The organism is Polynucleobacter sp. AP-Nickl1-40-C4, assembly GCF_035012665.1.
Lineage (GTDB): Bacteria > Pseudomonadota > Gammaproteobacteria > Burkholderiales > Burkholderiaceae > Polynucleobacter.
In genome coordinates this window covers 17,777-38,329 of the sequence record NZ_JAYGQR010000001.1, presented here as the reverse complement: position 1 = coordinate 38,329, position 20,553 = coordinate 17,777, and the positions used below count along the sequence as shown (strand labels likewise).

The following is a 20,553-nucleotide window of genomic DNA, read 5'->3' as shown; positions in this document are numbered from 1 at the left end:
ACAACATGACTGCGCGCACTACTTGCAATAGCCTCCAGGTGGCAACTCCCTTATATCGATTCATCGAAGACAAAGTGCTTCCAGGTACCGGTATTAAGAGTGCCGATTTTTGGAAAGGTTTTGATGAGATCGTTAAAGACCTCACACCAAAAAATGATGCCTTGCTCGCAAAGCGCGACCGCATTCAGTTGGATTTGGACAAATGGCACCAAGCCAATCCAGGCCCAATCAAGGATATGCCTGCGTACCGCAAGTTTTTGAAAGAGATCGACTACTTAGTTGATGTGCCAGGAAAAATTACTGCAACCACCAAGAATGTAGATGATGAGTTGGCTCTGCAAGCGGGTCCTCAATTAGTCGTTCCAGTACTCAATGCGCGTTATGCCTTGAATGCTGCTAATGCACGTTGGGGCTCTTTGTACGATGCCCTCTACGGTACCGATGTTCTCTCAGAAGAAGATGGCGCCACTAAGGCTGGCGCTTACAACCCAATTCGTGGCGCAAAAGTAGTTGCATACGCTCGCAATTTCTTGGATCAGGCTGCGCCTTTGGCTAAAGGCTCACACCGTGATTCAGTTGCTTACTCTGTTGATGGCAATAAGCTGTCCGTTAAATTAAAAGACGGCACTACAACAGGTTTAGCGGACGAGAAGCAATTTGTTGGTTACCAAGGTGAGGCAGCAGCTCCAAGCTCTATCTTGTTGCGTAATAACGGTGTTCATATTGATATTGAAATCAATAAGACCAAAACGATTGGTGCTAGCGATCCTGCTGGCATTAATGATGTTGTGCTTGAGGCTGCACTCTCTACTATTTTGGATTTGGAAGACTCGATTGCTGCCGTTGACGGTGACGACAAGGTTCTTGCTTATGAAAACTGGCTAGGTATCTTAAAAGGCACTTTGGTTGAAGAGGTGAAGAAGGGCGACAAGACGATTACTCGCTCACTAAACCCAGATCGTAAGTACAAGGCCGGTATCGGTGCTGTTGATGCAAAAGATGGCGTGGTAACTTTGCATGGCCGTTCACTCTTGTTCCTTCGTAACGTTGGTCATTTAATGACAAACCCAGCCATCATTACTGGTGAAGGAAAAGAAATCTACGAAGGTATCTTAGATGCAGTAGTGACTGTATTGATTGCTCTATACGACATCAATCGTCCAGCAAGCCAAGCCATTGGTAATACTCGTAAGGGTTCTGTTTATATCGTCAAGCCAAAAATGCACAGCCCAGAAGAAGTGGCTTTTGCAGGCGAGCTCTTTGGGCGTGTTGAGAAATTACTCGGCTTACCAGCAGATACGGTGAAACTGGGCATCATGGATGAAGAGCGTCGTATGAGTGCGAATATCAAAGCAGCTATTGCTGCTGCCGGTGCGCGCGTAGCCTTCATCAATACTGGCTTTCTAGATCGTACTGGTGATGAAATGCACACAGCAATGTATGCGGGTCCAATGATGCGCAAAGGTGATATGAAAACCAGCAAGTGGTTATCCGCTTACGAGCGTCGTAACGTATTTGCAGGATTAGATTGTGGCTTGCGTGGCCGTGCTCAAATTGGTAAAGGTATGTGGGCAATGCCAGACATGATGAAGGCCATGGTTGAGCAGAAGATTGTTCACCCTAAAGCGGGTGCAAATACCGCTTGGGTACCATCACCAACGGCAGCAACCTTACATGCGCTTCACTATCATCAAGTAAACGTAGCTGAACTCCAAAAAGAAATGGAAAAGCTCGATACAGCGGCTGAAGCTGAAGCGTTAATTAACGACTTGTTGACTATTCCAGTGGTTGAGAATGCTAACTGGTCTAAGGAAGAGATTCAGCAAGAATTAGATAACAACTGCCAAGGTATCTTGGGTTATGTGGTTCGCTGGATTGATCAAGGTGTTGGTTGCTCTAAGGTTCCTGATATTCATAACGTAGGCTTGATGGAAGATCGTGCTACCTTACGTATCTCTAGCCAGCACATCGCTAACTGGTTGCTCAATGGTATTGTGACTGCTGATCAGGTCAACGAGAGCTTGCAACGTATGGCTAAAGTGGTTGATGGTCAAAATGCTGGTGATTCTTTGTATCAGCCAATGATGCCTAACTACCAAGATTCATATGCCTATAAAGCGGCGAGTGACCTGATTTTCAAAGGACTTGAGCAGCCTAATGGCTACACAGAACCTTTGTTGCATGCATGGCGCCTAGAGGTAAAGAAGGCACACGCTAAGTAATTTAGCCGACGCTTTAAGTCAAAATGGATTTGCCCATAAAGCAAATCCATTTTTTATTGGGTACAGTCAAATGTTTGGATTTCTAAACCCCTTCTCTAGATCTTCCCAGTTTCCATTTCAATTGAATGATGGTGGCAGGGAGGCGGCTGGCTTTAAAGGCGGCGCAGGAGATTGCGTTGTGAGATCCATTGCGATTGCCGCAAGCCTGCCTTATATGCAGGTCTATGAGGATTTAAGACTGGCAAATGAGAGTTACGCCCAGCTGAAAAATGACCGCCTTGCTAAAAGGCTTAATGTCAAAGGTTCATCTCCTAGGAACGGGAATCATCGCAATGTCTTTCATGACTACATTATTAGTCTGGGTTTTCGATGGGTGCCTACGATGGAAATAGGTGCTGGCTGCAAGGTTCACCTAAGGTTAGGCGAGCTTCCTGCAGGGGTCTTAATTGTGAAGGTCTCAAAGCATCTGACTGCTGTGGTGAATGGGATAATTTACGATACGCATGACCCCTCAAGAGGTGGAAATCGATGTGTTTATGGTTACTATATCAAGCCTTAAGGTGGTTTCTTAACTTCTGAAAAATGCGAATTTTGCGCTTAAAGAGCATAAATTAACCCTAAAAATGACTGTTTTTCGGGTTTTTATTTAAAGTTATTTATAACGTCTTAAATACTTTAGATTCCAAGCCTGTCTGTAGATGCCTGTCATTCCAATCATTGTAGAGGTGGTCCAGGCAATTGAAAAAAGGCCCGAAAAGGCAATAAAGAAGGCCATCGTTTTCCAGCCATAAGGAAGAATGTCGGATATAAAGCCCACAGTCGTATAGCAGCTGCCAGCAAACAGAATGGCATTTACCCCGCTAGGGATTAGATCCAACCAAAAGAGCATGGCAGCCCAAATGAAGATCTCGCAAATATGAATCAAGGCAATAATAATGAAGGCTACGTAGAAGTGAAAAAAGATCCGATCATATTGATTGCGATCTAGATTTGCCTTAGTAATGCGCTCAAAACGCATGACCATGTGATTCAAGCCGCTGCCATGGAATATCAATATCAGTATTAAGCCTGTTACCCCAACAAAGAGGTCCATAAAAACAAAGGTAAGCGAGACGGCTGTTGTAGTGGCTGGTAAAACTGGCAAGGCCATAATTTCCATTCTGGAATAGGTTGGTTGGCGATATAGCCATCATCCTACCCCAAAGCAGATCCGTGCGCTAGAGAGGATAATGCTCTCTTGTCCCCTAATTTGCACTGTTGAGTCTACTTTGAGTTTAGTTCGCACCCCTCAGCAAGAGAGATTCTTTTTGCTTGCCTTGGCTGGTATTCAATTCACGCATATCCTCGATTTTATGATCATGATGCCGCTTGGGCCTCAGTTCATTACAGCGCTCTCCATTAATACGCATCAATTTGGATTGTTGCTGTCCTCCTATACTTTTGCTGCAGCAATTGCTGGCGTATTTGCAACCTACTATATAGATCGCTTTGAGCGCAGACAGCTGTTATTGGGTTTGTATGTCTGCTTCATTATTGCCACCGTGGTGTGTGGCTTTGCGCCAAATTATCATGCGTTATTTATTGCTCGCGCATGCGCTGGTGCCTTTGGCGGAATCTTGGGATCATTAGTGCAAACTATTGTGGCGGATGCCATTCCGTTCGAGCGGAGAGGCAAAGCTTTGGGAACGGTCATGGCCGCTTTCTCGGTTTCAACTGTTGCAGGTGTTCCATTAAGTTTATTTTTGGCAAACCATATCACCTCACTGGGTTGGCGTGCGCCATTTATGTTTATTGGTCTGATATCTACCCTGATTCTTTATCTGGCATATCGCAATATCCCGAAAATTTCTGGCCACTTGCATCACGTTCATGAAGGTAGTCGCTTCCAGCAAATCTACGACGTCTTTGTTGCTCATCGTCATCTACGCGCCTTTCTGTTTGTGGGTCTAATTATGTTGACTGGCTTTACTGTCATTCCTTATATTGCCCTCTATCTCACCGCTAACGTTGGGATCGAAAATTCCTACATTTCCCTGATCTATCTTTGTGGTGGTTTGGCGACTTTGATGAGCTCTAGATTTATTGGACACATGGCGGATAAATATGGCAAGGTCAAAGTATTTCGCATACTAGCCATCATTAGTTTGATACCGATCTTAGTAACAACCAATTTAATACCGGTTCCTTTATGGGTGGTACTTGTTAATCAGACCGCCTTCTTTGTCTTGATTTCTGGTCGAATGATTCCGGCCATGGCTATTGTGAGCCAAATGGTAGAGCCAAAAATTCGGGGAACCTTTATGAGCTTAATTGGCTCAGTTCAGATGTTAGCTTCCGGCATAGCGTCAGTAGTAGCGGGCCTAGTGGTCACAATTACAACTAATGGCAGGATGGAGCATTACAACCTAGTTGGTTATGGGGCTGCCATTTGTGGCTTGCTCACTTTTTGGGTTGTGGGATATATTCATGCTGATGCGAAAAAAGCGTAAGAACTAAAGAACATAAGGAGACCTCATGATTGAATTTAAAAGACCCGATGGACAGGCGGTAAAGGGTTACTTGGCTGAGCCAGTTGATAAAGCAACTGCTCCTGGCGTGGTCGTTATTCAGGAGTGGTGGGGTCTTGATGATGAGGTAAAAGCGGTTGCTGATCGCCTTGCTAAAGCAGGGTATCGTGCATTAGTTCCGGATTTATATCGTGGCAAGTTGGCGATTGAGGCTAATGAAGCTGAGCACCTAATGGGCGACCTGAACTTTGGTGATGCGGCTGGTCAAGATATTCGGGGTGCAGTTCAGTACTTAAAAGCTACTGGTAGCGCAAAGGTAGCAGTAACAGGATTTTGTATGGGCGGTGCGCTGACCATTTTAGCTGCTTGCAATGTGCCGGAGCTCGATGCTTCTATAGTTTGGTACGGCAATCCTCCTTTGGAGTATGTCAATGCGGATGCTATTAGCAAGCCGATGTTAGGCCACTGGGCTATGCATGATGAGTTCTTTCCAATTGCTGGTGTCGACAAGCTAGAGCAAAAGCTAAAACAAGCGGGCGTGGATTATGAATTTCACCGCTACGACACTAAACATGCCTTTGCAAACCCTAAATCTGATGGACGTGGATTGGCTCCACTAAAGTACAACGCAGAAGCAGCGCAGCAGGCCTGGGAGCGTACGCTTCATTTTCTACAAAAAAATATTAGTAGCTAGGCCTTATGAATACTCCTTCCAAAGAAAGTCTATTCTTTAACTGGATATACAGAAGAAGTAATATCCAAATTCTGATATTGCTGATTATCTTTTTTGTTACTTTGCTCGATGTGATGCCGCGTGCATTGCAACACATCCCGATCTTTGCGCCCACACAAGATAGCACCCGATTGGGTTTGGGTCTTTTTGGATCCATCATCACGCTTAGCGGATTATTGATTGGTTTTTTACTCAATCAAGCACAAAGCAATTTTCGCGAGGTGCAAACACTGGTGTCTCAAGAGGCTGGACGTATAAATAACTTAGATCGTCTACTCACGCGATTTGGTGATCCATCTATAGCGCCTATACGTGTTGAGCTATTTGACTATATGAACTCGATTGTGAATGACGAGTGGGCTCTATTGCAAAAGGGTGAGGGCAGCTCTAAGACGCACATGTTGTGGCGCGGAATTTCTAGACAATTGATGTCAATTGAACCCCAAACCAATCGTCAAACAGCAATGTATACAGATATCATTAAAAAATCTGAAGAGGTTGCTGAGAGCAGGGAGGCGCGTATCGAACGTGCCAATATCCGTTTACCGGACTTATTTTGGATAGTCATTTTGATCTGTATGTTTGCCTTGATGGGCATTAATACTCTCTTCTTGCCCTCAGATTCATTCTTCTTGGGATTGAAGATCTTGCCTATCACCATGGGTGCGCTGATATCTTTGTTGGTGATAACCGATCAGCCGTTTAAGGGTCAGAATTCAGTACAGCCCGACTCTTTCTATAAAATTATCGAATCTATTAAAACTCGTAAAGAGTAATATTTTCCTGAATCAATATGCACTTATTTTCTGAAAATCTCGCCGTAGAAATTTCTTCCTATTACCGTAATTTAGCTTTGGGGCATGGTGTTGTTCCAAAGGTATTTACTTTGGTAAATAGTGAGGGAGATCAATACCTATTCTTTATTGATGACCTCCCCGTGAAGAGTGACGATGAGCAGAATCAATTTCTTTCGTATATTGTCCAAGCACATGAGGCCGTTTGCTATGCCCGCGGGACCTTGGTCATTGTTGAAAAGAATCAACAATTTATTGAGTTTGCAGTCATTGATCGGGATGATGTGGAGGCGATTGTCTGCTCAGCCCAGCTCACTAGGGATATGGACGATAAGCCTATATCCTTAGGCGAGTTTGATAAGACATTGGTTAAGAAGGGCTCGATTATTTTTGGCGGCCTCTTTGATCCCGTACAACTTTCAGAAGACAAGACTGAAGATTTTGAAAGCCTGTGGGCGGAGATGAAGTCTAAAATTTTGCACCGTTCAATGGGGCTTTAATTTCTTTCGGAGGAATTTGCGAGATGTTGCCTCAATCGCAAAAGATCCAACCAGGGCAGCCACTAAAGCAATTGCACTATTTGACGCAGTCTCGATTACATTGATAAACAGGGTGGCAAACAAACTCAAGTTAATGATGATTGCCGCCCAGAGTGGCCAAAGCTTGGCGCCTGTTTGATTGCGTACGCGAATATGCCCATAAGTAATGGCAGCGTAGACCAATAAAAAGGCAAGGCTTGCCATTTTTCCAACAACGTCTAATGGAAATGCTAGTACCAAAGCAATTACTAGCAGCGCTGAAATAGTTAATGCGCGAAGCTCTGTTTTTAAGACTTCGTCACCCAAGGCCTCTGAGACCGAATTCTTTTGCGCCATATCGGCTGCAATATTCGAAGCTGCAAAGATGGTGGCGTTGAGTGCTGCTGCGCAGGCCAGAAGGGCGGAGGCACCAATCACAACAAAGCCTGCTTTCCCAGATACGATTTGAGCTGCATCGGCCAATACGTGGCCGTTGTAAGTTGCCATTTGAGCGGGTGAAAGTAGCAGTATCACTGCGGTACTAACTAGTACATAAGCAATCGTTACTAAAATCAGCGCTGAGAACATGGCAAGAGGTAGCTCTTTTTGGGGTTCTCGCATGGCATTGGAGGAGTTGGTAACTACGCCGAAACCTTGGTAGTTGATATACAAGATACCGGTAGCAATCGCAATGCCATTGAGAGACCAGCCAGAAAACTGATATGCGCCAATATCGGCTGCATGAATGCCTTCAACAGAAAACAGTAGCAGGGCAAGTGTGACAAAGCCAATCGCCAACATTTCTGCCTTGCCAACTATGTTGGTGCCCAATAAGTTAATGCCGGTACAAAGAATGACAATAACGGCGCCAACTATTTTTACCTCTAGTGAAGTTAGATTTCCGCCCAGTATAGTGTTTGCGTATTCCGAGAACCCAGCAGCGTAAAGAGCGGCTGCAATGAGATAGGCAAGGTATTGGAATATATTCAGGCCGCCAGAAATGACCCCAGGACCAAAGCTCATCACAGTGAATGTGGCAGCCCCTCCACTACTGGGAAAAGTGGCGCCTAATTTGGCATAAGAGTAGACCGAAAAAGAAGCGGCAATCGCCCCCAACAAAAAGGCGAGGGGAATATGCGTTCCAGCATGAGCACTAGCGGTACCCAGCAGAGAGAACAGCCCGGCACCCATCATTCCACCAATACCGAGGGCAGTAGCAGAAAAAAGACTAATGCTCTTCCCTTTGAGGGTGGTACTTTTTAGAAGGGCAGGTTTGGATGGGTTTATCAAGGGGCGCAGGTTTCTGTTTATAGCCTCTATATTAAAGCTTACAGTAAATTTAAGCCAACTTACGGCAAGATCATTTGGGGTTGCGAAGTCCGTGGCTAAGGGTCAACTTTGCGCTGTTAGAATCATCTTAAACCAACTTTTCTGAAGGTAAAAAATGCGATATATCAATCGAATCGCTCTCGCAGCAATGTGCCTAGTTGCGCAATCAGTTATTGCGGGTGGAAATGCAGATACTATATTTTATGGTGGCCCCATTCTTACGGTAAACCCAAAAAATGAGCAGGCTCAAGCATTGGCAGTGCAGAACGGAAAAATTGTTGCTGTAGGAAAAAAAGATGTCGTTACAAAAGAATGGCAATCTAGCTCAACTAAGGTTGTGGATCTTCAGGGTCAAACCTTGATGCCAGGTTTTGTTGAGCCTCATGTTCATATCATTGGCACAGCCATGACTGAGGTATTGGGCTTAAACCTCTCCAATTTTAATTTGCCGTATGACTCATTGGGCACATTGAGCGCAAAGATGAAAGCTGCGTTGAGTAGCATTCCTCCGGGAGGGTGGCTTTTTGGTTTTGGTGTTGATCCATCGCGCACCGATCCGTTTATGACTGAGTTGAACGCGGATGTTTTGGATAAGGTATCCACTACAGTGCCGATTTTTATCATTAATCAATCAGGGCATATTGGTTATGTAAACCATAAAGCATTGGAATTGGCTGGCGTTACAGAAAGCACGCCCAATCCTGGCGGCGGCGGAGTATATGTCAAAGATGCAGCAGGAAAGTTGACTGGTGTGCTAATTGAGCCGCCAACTTATGCGCCGTTTATGGCAAAGATGCCTAAGCCACCTATCGCAGACTTGGTAAATGCTATCAAGAAAACTGTTAACAACATTGCATCTAGCGGTGTGACTACCTCTGCAGAGATTACTGTTGGTTTTGACTTGGGGCTAGATCAGGAAGTAAAACTGTACCAATCTTTATTCGCAAATGACGCCATGCCAATTCGGGTACGTGGTTATTTATATGGCCCAGCGATCCCCGCTGGATATACTGGCTTAAAGCCAAACGAGGGTAATGATCGTTTACGCTTTATTGGTGTCAAGTTTATTTCTGATGGATCTACTCAAGGCTTAACTGCGGCTTTAAACGATCCATATGTCTATCCAAAAAATACTGCTAACCGCGGTAATTTGGATTATCAGACTGAAGACCTTTATCAGCAAATGAAAATCTACTTTGATCAAGGCTGGCAATTGGCCGTGCATGCTAATGGCGACCGCGCAATTGATCAAACCTTATCTAACTATGAGAGATTATTAGCCGGCAACCCCAATCCAAAAGAGCGCCGTCTGCGTATCGAGCACTTTACGGTGAATACTCCAGATGAGGTAAGCAGGGCGGTAAAAATTGGCGCTATCCCAGGATTTACGATTGGGCATGTCGACTATTGGGGGGAGGCTTTCCATAATCATTTGATTGGGCCAGAGCGAGCTAATCGAATTGATCCATCGGCGAGCTTCCAAAAGCTTGGAGCACGCTATGCATATCACAGCGATTCTCCAGTTTCTAACGTAGGTCCTCTCAATTACATCTCTGAAGGTGCGGGTCGTTTATGGCAAAAGCCTGCTCGTCAGGTGCTTGGGCCTAATCAACGTGTCAGTGTGGATCAGGCTATTCGTGCAGTCACCATTAATCCGGCTTATGAAATGTTCTCCGATGACAAGATTGGCAGTCTGGAAGTGGGTAAGCAGGCTGATTTAGTTATTCTGGAGAAGAATCCTCGCGCAATTGCTGTAGATGAAATCCGTAATATCAAAGTTAAAGAAACTTGGATTGATGGCAAGAAACAGACTTGGTGATCAGAGTTTTAGCTAATTGAAGAATGAGCCGCCTTAGGGCGGTTTTTCTTTGGGCGCTTAGAGTGCTTGCCTATTGTAAAAAGGGCTTTGGTTCCCATATAGGTCTTTGTAGGTGTATTTGGTGCCCAGGAAGGGTACGTGACACTTCCCAAGTAGCCATATAAATCAAGAGTTTAACAGCCATTTCTCTGCGGAATTTATGTAGTTTTATGTAGAGGTTGGCATGCTATTAATTTCCACGCAGAATATCACTGTGAAACTCAAATACTACTTTAACAACAACGGGCAGCACTACTTCCAGCGCTCTATCCCTAGGGCGCTACAGCGCTTTTACGGTGATAAGAAGATCGTGCGCCACAAGCTGCCATCTATTCACTCGCAAATGCTTTTGGAGATGAATCGACTGGCGCATCACTACGACCAGCACTTTAAGGCGCTCAAGAGCGGCCAGGGCGGTACGCCATCCCAAATTCAAGAGCAGGCGGTTGCACTCCTTGCCAGCCATGGCGTACTACCGGGCGCGGCAAACACGCCAGCTAGGGTGCCGGAGGGAATGTATGAATACCCGCACCTAGACTACATTGAGGATTACCTGCGCGATAAGAAGCAGGCAGGAACCATGACCAAGGTCGACGAGCTCGCCCAGCTGCTGCTTAGCAAGCCCATGCCGATCCTCCTGTCTCAGGCGACCGACGTCTACTTTGAGAATCACGAGCACGGCACATCAGAAAAGTTCAAGAAGAACACCCTCAAGCGCTGGAAGAATATCTACGATGTCACCGGTGGAGACATTGCGCTAGCTGATGTGACCCGAGAGATGGCGCGTCGCTACATCAAGCACCGACTAACTACCGTCAAGACGACGACCGTTGAGCGTGAGCTAAAGACTATACGCGCTGTCATTAACAGCGTGATTAAGGAGAAGTCGTTAAATCTTAGTAATGATTTTGAGCGCCTCACCATCCCGAAAAAGGGCAAGGACAGCGTAGCCCGTAAACCCTTTAGCCAAGACGAATATCGCAAGCTCATCGCTAGCTGTATTAGCAAGGGTGACGAGATTAGAGTCTTGATTCTGGTCTGCTGCTTGACGGGCGTTCGGCCCGCCGAGGCTGCTGGCTTGCGTCGTGAAGACCTTTACCTAGATGAAGAGTACCCTCACTTTGATGTGGTGGAGTATGGCGGCCGAACCCTCAAGACCAAGAACAGTGTGCGCAAGGTCCCACTCATTCCTGCTGCAGCCAAAGTTCTGGCGCAGTATTTAGAGACCCATACTGATAGCGTGGTCTTTCCCCGGTACTGTGACGGCAATGAGGTCTTAGGCGATAACGTGAGCGGGGCAACTAATCGTTACATTGCATCGTTGGGCATTAGCAAGACCCTCTACTCGGCACGCCACACCGTTAAGACATTGCTCGATCAGGCAGGTACACCAGAGTATCTGGCTGAATCGATTGGTGGCTGGGGTAAGCCATCCATCAGCCGCGGCTACGGTGACGGACACTCCTTGGCCAGAAAATACGCAGCATTACAAAAGGCGCTCACTACGGTGTTGGTTAATGAATCAGAGTGAGATGAGCGCGCTTAGCATCAAAGAGCGGGCAGACTACTTGCGAGAGCGTGGTAAGGCTAGCCCTGCATTGAGGATTGCCAAGACCGCCTTTGACCACGCCTCTAAGGTGCGCTTAAAAAATACCCCAAAGCATCAAATCTTGGAATGGATTGGTAATAATGTCCTAAAAATCGATGAGTGCGAAGATACGGAAGAAAACAAGGAAGAGGCGCGCCTGTTTTGCTTTACGGCCTACGAGTCGGTCCAAAAACGCATCCTCTCGAGCAAGGACGAGGCGGGTGGCAACGCCGCCGGAAACGCCAAGCAGTCGAAGGACGGCTACAAGCGCAAGCTGCCTGTCCACGTCCTGGGTAACGAAAATCGCCTTTACAGCGGCTCCGATGATGATCTGGACTACGACTAAAAATAAATATTCATATTTGGGGCGGATTGACGTCAGCAATATGTAGTGGAAAGTATGAAGAGGTAAAAAGCAGTTTTGTTGTGGCGGCTCAGTGCAGATGGGCCAGCAAGCAGGCAGTGCTTTGTGGTGAGATTCCACATAAAACGGCTCAAGGTCACCGAGATAAGCGCGGTGGCTAAGAGAGAGGGCAGGGGCGCCCACCAACTGCATTATTAAGTTGCGGCTTTGCAGTAAGCCTAGGTGTGACACCGTGAACGGTCCGTGGAATAAGGCCAATCAGAATGTAAGCATGCGGCCCAAGAACTTGGGTGAGAGTGTGCAAAAAACGTATCCATAAGCTCGCGACACAACATCCCAGCCACTAAGGCTGGAATACGCTTTGGAGTTTTCATAATGCATTACACATTCACGCTGCTGAGCAGCGCAAAACCGTCTGTTGTATCTAAAGTCTTTTCCTTAGACGAGCAGGCAAATCTCAAAAAATCAACATCAGCAAATATTGTTCAGGCTAAGTGTGAGCTTAGGTCTGTGGAGAACCTTACGCAGTTTGGCGATCTACTTGACTCTTTGCTCCACAACCAGTGCTTGGTTTACGGTACTGCGCCACAGAAGGTTACTGAGATTGTCACTACCAAGGCCTGGGAGGAGGGTGGTAGGCCAGCCCATCAATCCCCCAGGGCAAAAGAACTATTTGGGTGGCCAGATGGCGGAGGCATCTTAATGCTCGACTATGACGCGCCCAAGGATGGAGCGCGTGCTCACAGTGCGAGTGAAATTATTGCTCAGCTTATTGGCGCAGTTCCAGAGTTAGCTGACGTACAAATTTTGATGATACCGAGCACCTCAAGCTGTCTTTACTACAAGGACCAAGAGCTTGTAGGGGTTAAGGGCATACGCTTTTATATTCTCGTAGACGATGCTCAAGATATTGAGCGTGTGGGTGAGATTATCAACGCACGTCTTTGGCTATCAGGTGTTGGAAGGTACGAGGTCAGCGAGTCGGGTTCGCTTTTGGAGCGTCCACTGTTTGATCAGTCTGTTTGGCAGACTAACCGGATTGATTTTTGTGCTGGCGCAAAGTGTCAGGGCGGAATCGAACAGCGCAGGGGCACTCCAAAAATTATCTCAGGCCATAAGCATTCGCTAGACTCCTCAAGCCTTAAGGATTTATCGGCAGCCTTGATGTCACAGTTGCAGATAAATAAGTCTCGCGCTCGAAACGCCGTGCTGGACTTTGCCGACAGTAAGAAATCTGCCTGGGTGTCTAAGCGACTACACGACTACCGCACTAATAACCCACAGTTTGGGGATGCCCAGATACACAATATGGTCTATAGGGCAATTGACCAGAAAGAGCTGCAGGGCGACTGGCGCGTTGTGGTCAAGACTAAGAGCGGCGAGCAGGAGCTAACCGTGGCCCAGCTGCTGGAGAGTCCAGAGGATTTTAACGGCTGTGTGACCCTAGATCCGCTAGAGCCTAATTACGATGGCAGGCGTTTTGTTGGCAAGCTCTTCTTGGGCAGCGCCTTTCCAAATCTTCATTCATTTGCTCATGGCGGCGTTAACTTTAGATTGTTTAGCCGACCTATCCGTATTGAGATTTTGGACGGTAAAGAGGCGGAGGTGATTGATTCAACTTTAGAGGTGATGCGCAAGGCGCCAAACCTATTTGACTTTGGTGATGTCCTGGTTGAGGTGACCGATGACATGAAGATCAAGTCAATCAAGGAGGCGAACCTTCGCTACATTCTAGGCAAGCTGATTCAATTTGAGCATGATCACAAGCTTAAGAACCCGCCACCAACCTTATGTAAGAGCATCGTAGAAATTGGTCGGCACCTAAAGGCGTTGAAAGCAGTGGTGTCGGCGCCAACGTTACGTCCCGACGGCACGGTTCTGGCAACCAAGGGCTACGACGAGCGCACGGGGCTGCTACTGAGTACCCAGGATGCGTTAGTTCCAGTGCCAGAGTGTCCAACAGAAATGCAGGCCATCAAGGCCCTTAACCTGTTGATGGAGCCATTCAATCAATTCCCTTTTGTGGATGAATTAGCGAGGTCGGTGCACCTAGCTGCGCTTCTAACGGTCGTGGTTCGCCCGTGCCTGCCAACCTCGCCAGGGTTTGCATATGACGCTCCGGTGCAGGGTAGCGGCAAGAGCTTGCTGGCTGGGTGCGTTGAGGTTTTGGGCAGTGGGCGCGAGCCAACGATTTGGCCAGATGTAGACGTCAGGAATGTTGACGAGGTCAGAAAGCGTGGATTTACCGCTATACGCAGCGGCGACAGAACGGTCATCTGGGATAACGTAGTAGGTGAATTTGATTCTGCAGCTTTGGCTGGAATGATGACCTCACAGATGATCAAGGAGCGTTTGTTTAACACGCAAACCGTGCTTGAGGTCCCAAACAAGACGTTAATGATCTTTACTGGCAATAATTTCTCGCCGGTAAATGACATGAGTCGACGGGTCTTAATTTGCCGCATCGACCCGCAGACTGAAAGGCCTCAGGCTAGAAGTTTTGACCTCAATCCAAAGGACGTGTGCATCTTTGATCGGCAGCGTATGGTCTCCGCAGCGCTCACACTCATTCGCTTTTACCTTAACAGTGGCGCCAAGAAGGTAGGGGACACCGGTTCATTTTCAGAGTGGGACACGTTTGTGAGGCAAACGGTGATGCACATTGGAAAAACGATTGCCCCCAACCAGTACGTAGACATTGCCAAATCCATTGAACTAAATCAAGCCGAAGATCCGGAAATGGAAATGCTACTGCAACTCTATCAGGGATGGGTCAAAGCTTTTGGTTCAGATTGGGTAACAGCAAAGCAGGTAGTCGCCAAAGTAACAAACGACTGGTCCGATTCTGAGGCAAAGGATTTACGCGAGGCGTTACAGCAGTTAGTTGGCCCGAACTGGTCCTCACCTAAATCGCTGGGTAAGGCACTTAAAAAACGCAACGGAAGACTAGTGGCCGCTATGAAGCTTGAGTGCCATGGCTCAAATGGGGATAACGCCAAATCATGGCGAATTACTAAAAAGGAGATTGTATGAATCATAAAAATAATCCAATGATTGAATTAAGTCGAGCAGAAACGCAACAGCTTAAAGAGTTGTGGGCGCGTATACGCAATCGTGTTCAAGAGCAGCGCGATAACTTCGTGTGGGTCAGGCTCTGCGCACACCAGGCACGCTTATCTAGAAAGCAGTTGTGGATGGTGGTTTCGACGTTGGCAAACCTCTTGGAAGACCAGCCTATCCCGCTGTTTGTCTACGGATACCTAGACCAGCAGCAATGGGACGCCGGCCTAGAAAAAACAATCAATCCTAAAAATACGGTTTAAACGGTTTAAACGGTTTGTTTATTACTCAAACAATATTTTTAATGAATAAGTTATGAGTATCAAACAAACCCTAAATACCGGTCAAACCTTTACAAATATGAAAGTAAAGAACATGAACAAAAAGACAACAGTAGTAAGCAGTTATGAAGATGTAGACATCTACGGATCAGAAGAGAATTACTCGGTGATCATTGAAATGCTATTTGACTACGGCGACAGCCATGAGTCGATGCGAAGAAGATACTTGGATGCATTGGAGCTGGTTCGGCGACAAGTCTGGCGCAGCTATGGCGAACCCACCTTTCTTGCCTATGAAGATGACATTAAGCATGAATTATTTTTTGAGCTGGTTGAATGTGTAGAGATGAGTACGGATGATGTATTGCGACATCACTGGGATTACGACATGACTCATCGTGAGTTCTTGGAAATGGCCATGCAGCCCTATGGGGCACTCGATTGCTTATTTGAAAACGTAGTGGAGGTCGAGCAACACATACCTGATGATTTATTGAGCGATGACAGGATGCTTCACTAACGTTACGCGCGCGAGGGCCTAAGGTCTATCTTGACCCTAGTTTTTGGGGGCTTGGATCGATTGTTCGCAAGTAGGCACACCGCAGAGAAAGCAATGTTCTTGTTTTGATGCTGGCTCTGCGGTTGTCTTAATCAAACAAAGTTAAGGCACCAACAAAACTAACCCCAAAAAGAATGGAAAAAGGGTGTAAATCAACTAAATTAAGGATAAAAATGCCAAATAAACGTACTAAAAAACGCAATCTACTGACTACTAATCTTGAGTTAACCGAGCTTGCTTATGTGCTGCACATCAGTGCAATTCGACTTAGGGAAACCTTATCTGCCATCAATGTTCCCAATGCCTACCGCATCCAAATTAGTCGCAGAGTTCAGTGGATGATTCATCAGGCACAAAGCTTGGGCGGAGAGTTGCAACCAAAAAATCCTAGCGCCTTTTTAACCAAGAAGAGCACTGAATCTATTGGGGATCAGTTGGGTCTATTTGACAGTTAAGAGACTCAAGTTATTTACAATTAAGCCGCCAATCGTCTTCTCGCCAATTAGTTTTGCGTTTAAAGCGCACCTAAACCTTGCCGTCAGAGACCTCGACTGGAGACGCCCAAAGAATCTAGGCGTAAATTTGATGATCTAGAATGTTGATGATAATCATAAATAATCCAAACCGAAAATGAATAGAGAGTAACCATGGAATTAATGAATCAACTGCTGTTTGGAATATTCGGACTAATCCTATTTGGAATATTCTTGACCGTGCAAGTTGATAATCAACTCCATAACTCCTTAGAATCCTCTCTATTCTGGCGATATACAGTTTTGCTGAGAAGCATTGCTTATTTTTTTTGGTTTTTGGTTCCGTTTTTTGGTTCCGTTTGTTTACTTCCTGCAAACTATTTATACATGGCATCTGTTGTGTTGCTTGCTCTCTTCTTAAGCAGTTGGAATGCTCCTATTAAGAGGTCGGTGATGTATATCCTAGCTATTGGCTATGTAATATTTTGCTTTGTGTTCCTTCATTTTTTTCTAAAGGAGAATAGCTTTGTTGCTCGCGTAAATACGGTGGCAGGCACACAAATTCCATTGATGATTTGGGAGTTTTTTTCCATTGCATACTGCCTACGGAAAAAAAGAGATTACGTTGTTGGCATATTAATTTTCTTCTTGGCTTTACAAGTTACCGCCTACTCATTCGGAATAATTACGGTTAATCGGAGCCCTCACTTAAATATACAAAATATCGTAAACGCTGATCTATTGTCCAGCATGATGTCATGGACATCAAATGGGATTAACGTGATAGTTTATATATTGATCAACGCTTACCTTTACCGCAGACTGTGGAAAAAAGAGCGTGAATCAACCTATAAGTATGACATCGAATCAAAAGAGCGGACGAGAATACAAGAGCTTTTAGTTGAGCGCGAAAAATTAGTCTCTTATCTACTGAAGTCCAACAAGACTGCTAGCACCGGCGCTTTAGCTGCATCATTAGCGCACGAGTTAAGTCAACCACTTGGCGCATCTCTTTTAAATGCGCAGCATCTTAAATCCCTAATGGACAGAAATGTAGTTAAACTCGATCTAGAAAAGGATATCGTCAATTCTATTGAGGCTGATACAAGAAAAGCGGGACAAATCATTCGCTCACTGCGCGCACTGTTCTCCGGTGATGCGATTACGTTAGCGAGAATTGATTTGATTGGGCTCGTCTATTCAATAGCCCAATTGGTAGAGCCAGAGTGCAGAGGCTCGAATATTGAATTATTAATTGAGATGCCAGAGCGGTGCTACATCAATGCTAATTCGATTGAGATTCATCAGGCCATTCTCAATGTTTTAAATAACGCTATTGAGTCCCTGAAAAGTAAGAACAATATAGAGAAAAAACATATCCTTATTGCCATCAATCTTCAGGGCGAACAAGTCACAATCAATATTAGCGATAACGGTCCGGGTGTTCCTATTGAAAGAGAGCATTCATTATTTGAGTTACTAGACTCACAGAAAGAATCGGGCATGGGCTTGGGCCTTTGGTTGTGCAAACACATCATGACTAGACATGGCGGAGATATTTTTTATAAGCGCGGGTCAAATGCTGGCGCAACTTTTAGCCTCGTCTTCCCCCCCCCAATCCCAGTCGATGATTTGAGGATTTAGCGTATCCCGCGATCGAGGGATATTGATGGGCAGTATGTTTGTCATAATCCGAGAGAGTAATTTTTGGGCAACAAGTAACAATGACCGGTAAAGCTGCAATCCATGATGTTTTGAAACATGTCTTCTTAATAGAGGACGATGCTTCGATGCGAGCTACTTTAACGAGTCTTTTGGAGTTTCTTGGATACCGGGTTTACCCCTTTGCTTCTGCTATAGAGTTTTTAAAGATTCCACTTCACGTTTCGCCAGCAGTAGTTATTACTGATATGCGCATGCCGGATATGACTGGGGTAGAACTACAGGCGGAGTTGATAAAGCGTGGTCGTGAGGTGCCAATTATCTTTATTAGCGCCGAAAGCACTGTTGCACAATCGATTACAGCAATGAAGCAGGGCGCTATTGAATTTTTAGTCAAACCATTTGAGCGAGACGCCCTTTTGGATGCGGTAATCAAGGCTTTAGATATAGATGCTAACAATATGCGCAGCTATGTTGAGCAAAAAGCTTTTGAGGAGCACGTTAAGGCCTTGGCTCCACGGGAGCTTGAGGTGCTTGAATTGCTTGCTTTAGGGTTTAGTAATGCAGAAATTCAAGAAAAACTACAGATTTCACTGTACACAGCCAAGCAGTACAAGGCGCAGGTCAAGCGTAAACTGCACTTGCGCTCGCTAGCCCAGCTCATTGCTTTCAAAAAACGAGCTAAATAAGTCGGTCAGTTAGCCGTAAGGCTAACTCTCGTTCGAGGGATTTTCAGCTTCTAGATTTAGCGTTTTAATGTCTGCTCAATTATTAGAGATAACAAGATGCACCCTCACATTCGCCATTCCATTCAATCTGGCACTGCCGTAAAGCATTCACCATTTAGCGCCCCTGCTTCTGCACGTCGTGCAATTGCATTAGCGGCAGGTTTTTTGGTCTTGAGTGGTTCGGCATATTCACAAGTTGGCCCTGATGCTGGTGCATTACAGCAACAATTACAACGTGAAGTTGACCGCGATCGCCAAAATGTTGCGCCGGATAACCTCATTAAGAAGCCCACAAAACCAAGTAGGCCAAAATCAGGTGACAAAACAATTGAGGTGAGCTCCTTTAAGGTGGTTGGTATTACGCTGATTACGCAAGAGCAAGCACAGGAAGCTCTCAAGCCTTTTACTAATCGCCAGTTAACTTTGGATCAAATCAAAGAGGCTGGAGATGCATTAACTAATCTTTACGCTCAGATGGGAAGAATGGCCCAAGCCGTCATCCCACCTCAAGACGTTGTTAATGGCGTTATCACCATCAAGATTATTGAAGGCAAGGTAGGCAATGTCATTATTGAACTCAATAAAGAATCACCAAGTCGCCTCAAGTCTGAAGTTATTCAAAAGTTCATTACCAACAGCAACGAGCCTGGCAACCTTATTGACCTGAAGGGTTTGGAGCGAAGTTTAGCCATCCTCAATGAAACGCCAGGTAATGAAGTTAGCGGAGAGTTAGCGGAGGGTGACGAGGAAGAGACAACGAATATCTTGGTCAATGCCAAAGATACGGGTTTATTTGCAGGTAGGGTAGATCTATCAAACTATGGCGCAGCCAATACAGGGCCTGCACAAGCAACGGCTAGCTTAAGCTTGAACAACCCTAGTGGTAATGGCGACCAAGCCACTTTAGATGTGATTGGCTCACAAGGCTCTGTCTATGGGCAGCTTAGATACGGTTTGCCAGTGGGTTATGATGGCTGGAGAGTATCTGCAGGCGTTAGCGCCTTGGATTACAAAAGCTTATCAAGTTACTCAACAACGATTTCACAAGGTACAGCACAAACCTACGGAATTTACTCAATCTATGCGCTAGAGCGCACTGCAAGTTCCACTAAGAATGTGATCATCAACTTTGAAAATAAGAACTACAACAACCAAACTAACGGTATCGAGAGCAGTAACTATCAGCTCAATGATTTAAGTCTTGGCATCAACGGCACTAACTTTATTGGTCAAGCTTATGCAAGCTGGGGCGCTACAGCTACCTTGGGCTCTTTAAGTATTAATAACTCCAATCAAGCTAATAACGACGCACAGGGTGCCGCAACAAAAGGTACTTTTGCAAAGCTGGGCTTTAATGGCTCGATTACACAGCCACTGCCGATTGATAAAACCAATTTAGTGGCTTCTATCTACGGTCAATTGGCTAATAAGAACCTCAATAGTGCCGAGCAGATCTATATGGGTGGCCCTTATGGTGTACGTGCTTACCCTGTAGCCCAGGGAGGTGGTGCACAAGGAGCAATTGCTTCTGTAGAAATTAACCATAACTTGATTCAAGACTTGCAAGTTGGTGTTTTTTTTGATGCTGGACTAGTTCAGCAATATGTAAGCACTTATAACAACTGGCAAGGGCAGACCAACGCTAACAATACCTATTCTTTATACGCAACAGGTTTGTCAGCAAAGTATCAGTACGAAAAAGTTCAACTTTCTGGTTCATTGGCATGGCGCGTAGGCAACAATCCGCTCTATACACAAAGTGGCCAACAGTTAAATACAGACAACATGTACAGATCGGTACAAGGTTGGATCAAGGGCACAATCTTTTTTTAAGAATGTATAAGAAATTGCAAAAATATTTACAAACTCCCACGATC

18 protein-coding genes are annotated in these 20,553 nt (G+C 45.6%); 16 read left to right on the top strand and 2 right to left on the bottom strand.

All coding sequences use genetic code 11. The annotated features are described in order from the left end of the window. Window positions 1-5 precede the first annotated feature (5 nt). The gene (locus VC182_RS00095) at window positions 6-2,222 is read left to right on the top strand and encodes a malate synthase G (protein WP_323484131.1); all 2,217 of its coding nucleotides are present in this window, start codon (window positions 6-8) and stop codon (window positions 2,220-2,222) included. A gap of 70 nt (window positions 2,223-2,292) precedes the next feature. Further along, window positions 2,293-2,781 (top strand): hypothetical protein, encoded by a 489-nt coding sequence (locus VC182_RS00090; RefSeq protein ID WP_072582180.1) that lies wholly within the window; start codon window positions 2,293-2,295, stop codon window positions 2,779-2,781. 93 nt (window positions 2,782-2,874) lie between these two features. On the opposite strand, the gene VC182_RS00085 is transcribed toward VC182_RS00090, so the two are convergent. Beyond that, entirely contained in the window at window positions 2,875-3,372 is a 498-nt protein-coding gene (locus tag VC182_RS00085; RefSeq protein ID WP_237767708.1) for a hypothetical protein, read from the bottom strand. A 118-nt stretch (window positions 3,373-3,490) separates the two neighbouring features. Here VC182_RS00085 and VC182_RS00080 point away from each other — a divergent pair, with 118 nt between their 5' ends. Genes VC182_RS00080 through VC182_RS00065 form a run of 4 tightly spaced genes read left to right on the top strand, consistent with a single transcriptional unit; the run spans window position 3,491 to window position 6,756 of the window. Then, window positions 3,491-4,711 carry an MFS transporter gene (locus VC182_RS00080; protein ID WP_323484130.1) on the top strand — a complete coding sequence of 407 codons (1,221 nt, stop codon included), beginning with the start codon at window positions 3,491-3,493 and terminating at the stop codon, window positions 4,709-4,711. Between the two features lie 25 nt (window positions 4,712-4,736). After that, the gene (locus tag VC182_RS00075; RefSeq protein ID WP_323484129.1) at window positions 4,737-5,423 is read left to right on the top strand and encodes a dienelactone hydrolase family protein; all 687 of its coding nucleotides are present in this window, start codon (window positions 4,737-4,739) and stop codon (window positions 5,421-5,423) included. Between the two features lie 5 nt (window positions 5,424-5,428). Continuing rightward, on the top strand, window positions 5,429-6,238 hold the full coding sequence (locus tag VC182_RS00070) for a DUF4239 domain-containing protein (RefSeq protein ID WP_072582183.1): 810 nt from the start codon (window positions 5,429-5,431) through the stop codon (window positions 6,236-6,238). A 17-nt stretch (window positions 6,239-6,255) separates the two neighbouring features. Beyond that, the gene (locus VC182_RS00065; RefSeq protein WP_323484128.1) at window positions 6,256-6,756 is read left to right on the top strand and encodes a hypothetical protein; all 501 of its coding nucleotides are present in this window, start codon (window positions 6,256-6,258) and stop codon (window positions 6,754-6,756) included. Here VC182_RS00065 and VC182_RS00060 read toward each other — a convergent pair. After that, on the bottom strand, window positions 6,742-8,064 hold the full coding sequence (locus tag VC182_RS00060; protein WP_323484127.1) for an APC family permease: 1,323 nt from the start codon (window positions 8,062-8,064) through the stop codon (window positions 6,742-6,744). The two genes, VC182_RS00065 and VC182_RS00060, sit on opposite strands and share 15 nt — an antisense overlap. Before the next feature lie 154 nt (window positions 8,065-8,218). On the opposite strand from VC182_RS00060, the gene VC182_RS00055 reads away from it, so the two are divergent. The 10 genes from VC182_RS00055 to VC182_RS00010 all read left to right on the top strand — a co-directional run bounded on the left by VC182_RS00055 (window position 8,219) and on the right by VC182_RS00010 (window position 20,509). Continuing rightward, on the top strand, window positions 8,219-9,922 hold the full coding sequence (locus VC182_RS00055; RefSeq protein WP_323484126.1) for an amidohydrolase: 1,704 nt from the start codon (window positions 8,219-8,221) through the stop codon (window positions 9,920-9,922). Window positions 9,923-10,175: 253 nt separating this feature from the next. Then, complete coding sequence (locus VC182_RS00050) at window positions 10,176-11,492, top strand: tyrosine-type recombinase/integrase (protein ID WP_323484125.1); 1,317 nt, start codon at window positions 10,176-10,178, stop codon at window positions 11,490-11,492. A gap of 1 nt (window position 11,493) precedes the next feature. Further along, window positions 11,494-11,895 carry a hypothetical protein gene (locus tag VC182_RS00045; RefSeq protein WP_280742931.1) on the top strand — a complete coding sequence of 134 codons (402 nt, stop codon included), beginning with the start codon at window positions 11,494-11,496 and terminating at the stop codon, window positions 11,893-11,895. A gap of 393 nt (window positions 11,896-12,288) precedes the next feature. Then, entirely contained in the window at window positions 12,289-14,946 is a 2,658-nt protein-coding gene (locus VC182_RS00040) for a hypothetical protein (protein ID WP_323484124.1), read from the top strand. Further along, window positions 14,943-15,236, top strand: a complete 294-nt coding sequence (locus VC182_RS00035; RefSeq protein ID WP_280742933.1) for a hypothetical protein — start codon at window positions 14,943-14,945, stop codon at window positions 15,234-15,236. Before VC182_RS00040 ends, VC182_RS00035 begins: the two co-directional genes overlap by 4 nt. Before the next feature lie 52 nt (window positions 15,237-15,288). Then, window positions 15,289-15,774, top strand: a complete 486-nt coding sequence (locus VC182_RS00030) for a hypothetical protein (RefSeq protein WP_280742934.1) — start codon at window positions 15,289-15,291, stop codon at window positions 15,772-15,774. 212 nt (window positions 15,775-15,986) lie between these two features. Next, window positions 15,987-16,268, top strand: a complete 282-nt coding sequence (locus VC182_RS00025) for a hypothetical protein (RefSeq protein WP_216228474.1) — start codon at window positions 15,987-15,989, stop codon at window positions 16,266-16,268. Window positions 16,269-16,673: 405 nt separating this feature from the next. Further along, window positions 16,674-17,930 (top strand): HAMP domain-containing sensor histidine kinase, encoded by a 1,257-nt coding sequence (locus tag VC182_RS00020; protein WP_323484123.1) that lies wholly within the window; start codon window positions 16,674-16,676, stop codon window positions 17,928-17,930. A gap of 80 nt (window positions 17,931-18,010) precedes the next feature. Beyond that, a complete protein-coding gene (locus VC182_RS00015) occupies window positions 18,011-18,637 on the top strand; it encodes a response regulator transcription factor (protein WP_280742936.1) in 627 nt (208 codons plus the stop codon). Window positions 18,638-18,733: 96 nt separating this feature from the next. After that, on the top strand, window positions 18,734-20,509 hold the full coding sequence (locus tag VC182_RS00010) for a ShlB/FhaC/HecB family hemolysin secretion/activation protein (protein ID WP_323484122.1): 1,776 nt from the start codon (window positions 18,734-18,736) through the stop codon (window positions 20,507-20,509). Window positions 20,510-20,553: the final 44 nt, after the last annotated feature.

Excerpts from the sequence above, each read along its gene's own strand:
- VC182_RS00065 (WP_323484128.1), top strand. The coding sequence starts at position 6,256 with ATGCACTTATTTTCTGAAAATCTCGCCGTAGAAATTTCTTCCTATTAC.
- VC182_RS00020 (WP_323484123.1), top strand. The coding sequence starts at position 16,674 with ATGGCATCTGTTGTGTTGCTTGCTCTCTTCTTAAGCAGTTGGAATGCT.
- VC182_RS00010 (WP_323484122.1), top strand. The coding sequence starts at position 18,734 with ATGCACCCTCACATTCGCCATTCCATTCAATCTGGCACTGCCGTAAAG.
- VC182_RS00075 (WP_323484129.1), top strand. The coding sequence starts at position 4,737 with ATGATTGAATTTAAAAGACCCGATGGACAGGCGGTAAAGGGTTACTTG.
- VC182_RS00070 (WP_072582183.1), top strand. The coding sequence starts at position 5,429 with ATGAATACTCCTTCCAAAGAAAGTCTATTCTTTAACTGGATATACAGA.
- VC182_RS00045 (WP_280742931.1), top strand. The coding sequence starts at position 11,494 with ATGAGCGCGCTTAGCATCAAAGAGCGGGCAGACTACTTGCGAGAGCGT.
- VC182_RS00090 (WP_072582180.1), top strand. The coding sequence starts at position 2,293 with ATGTTTGGATTTCTAAACCCCTTCTCTAGATCTTCCCAGTTTCCATTT.
- VC182_RS00025 (WP_216228474.1), top strand. The coding sequence starts at position 15,987 with ATGCCAAATAAACGTACTAAAAAACGCAATCTACTGACTACTAATCTT.
- VC182_RS00030 (WP_280742934.1), top strand. The coding sequence starts at position 15,289 with ATGAGTATCAAACAAACCCTAAATACCGGTCAAACCTTTACAAATATG.
- VC182_RS00055 (WP_323484126.1), top strand. The coding sequence starts at position 8,219 with ATGCGATATATCAATCGAATCGCTCTCGCAGCAATGTGCCTAGTTGCG.
- VC182_RS00015 (WP_280742936.1), top strand. The coding sequence starts at position 18,011 with ATGACCGGTAAAGCTGCAATCCATGATGTTTTGAAACATGTCTTCTTA.
- VC182_RS00040 (WP_323484124.1), top strand. The coding sequence starts at position 12,289 with ATGCATTACACATTCACGCTGCTGAGCAGCGCAAAACCGTCTGTTGTA.
- VC182_RS00095 (WP_323484131.1), top strand. The coding sequence starts at position 6 with ATGACTGCGCGCACTACTTGCAATAGCCTCCAGGTGGCAACTCCCTTA.
- VC182_RS00035 (WP_280742933.1), top strand. The coding sequence starts at position 14,943 with ATGAATCATAAAAATAATCCAATGATTGAATTAAGTCGAGCAGAAACG.
- VC182_RS00085 (WP_237767708.1), bottom strand. The coding sequence starts at position 3,372 with ATGGCCTTGCCAGTTTTACCAGCCACTACAACAGCCGTCTCGCTTACC.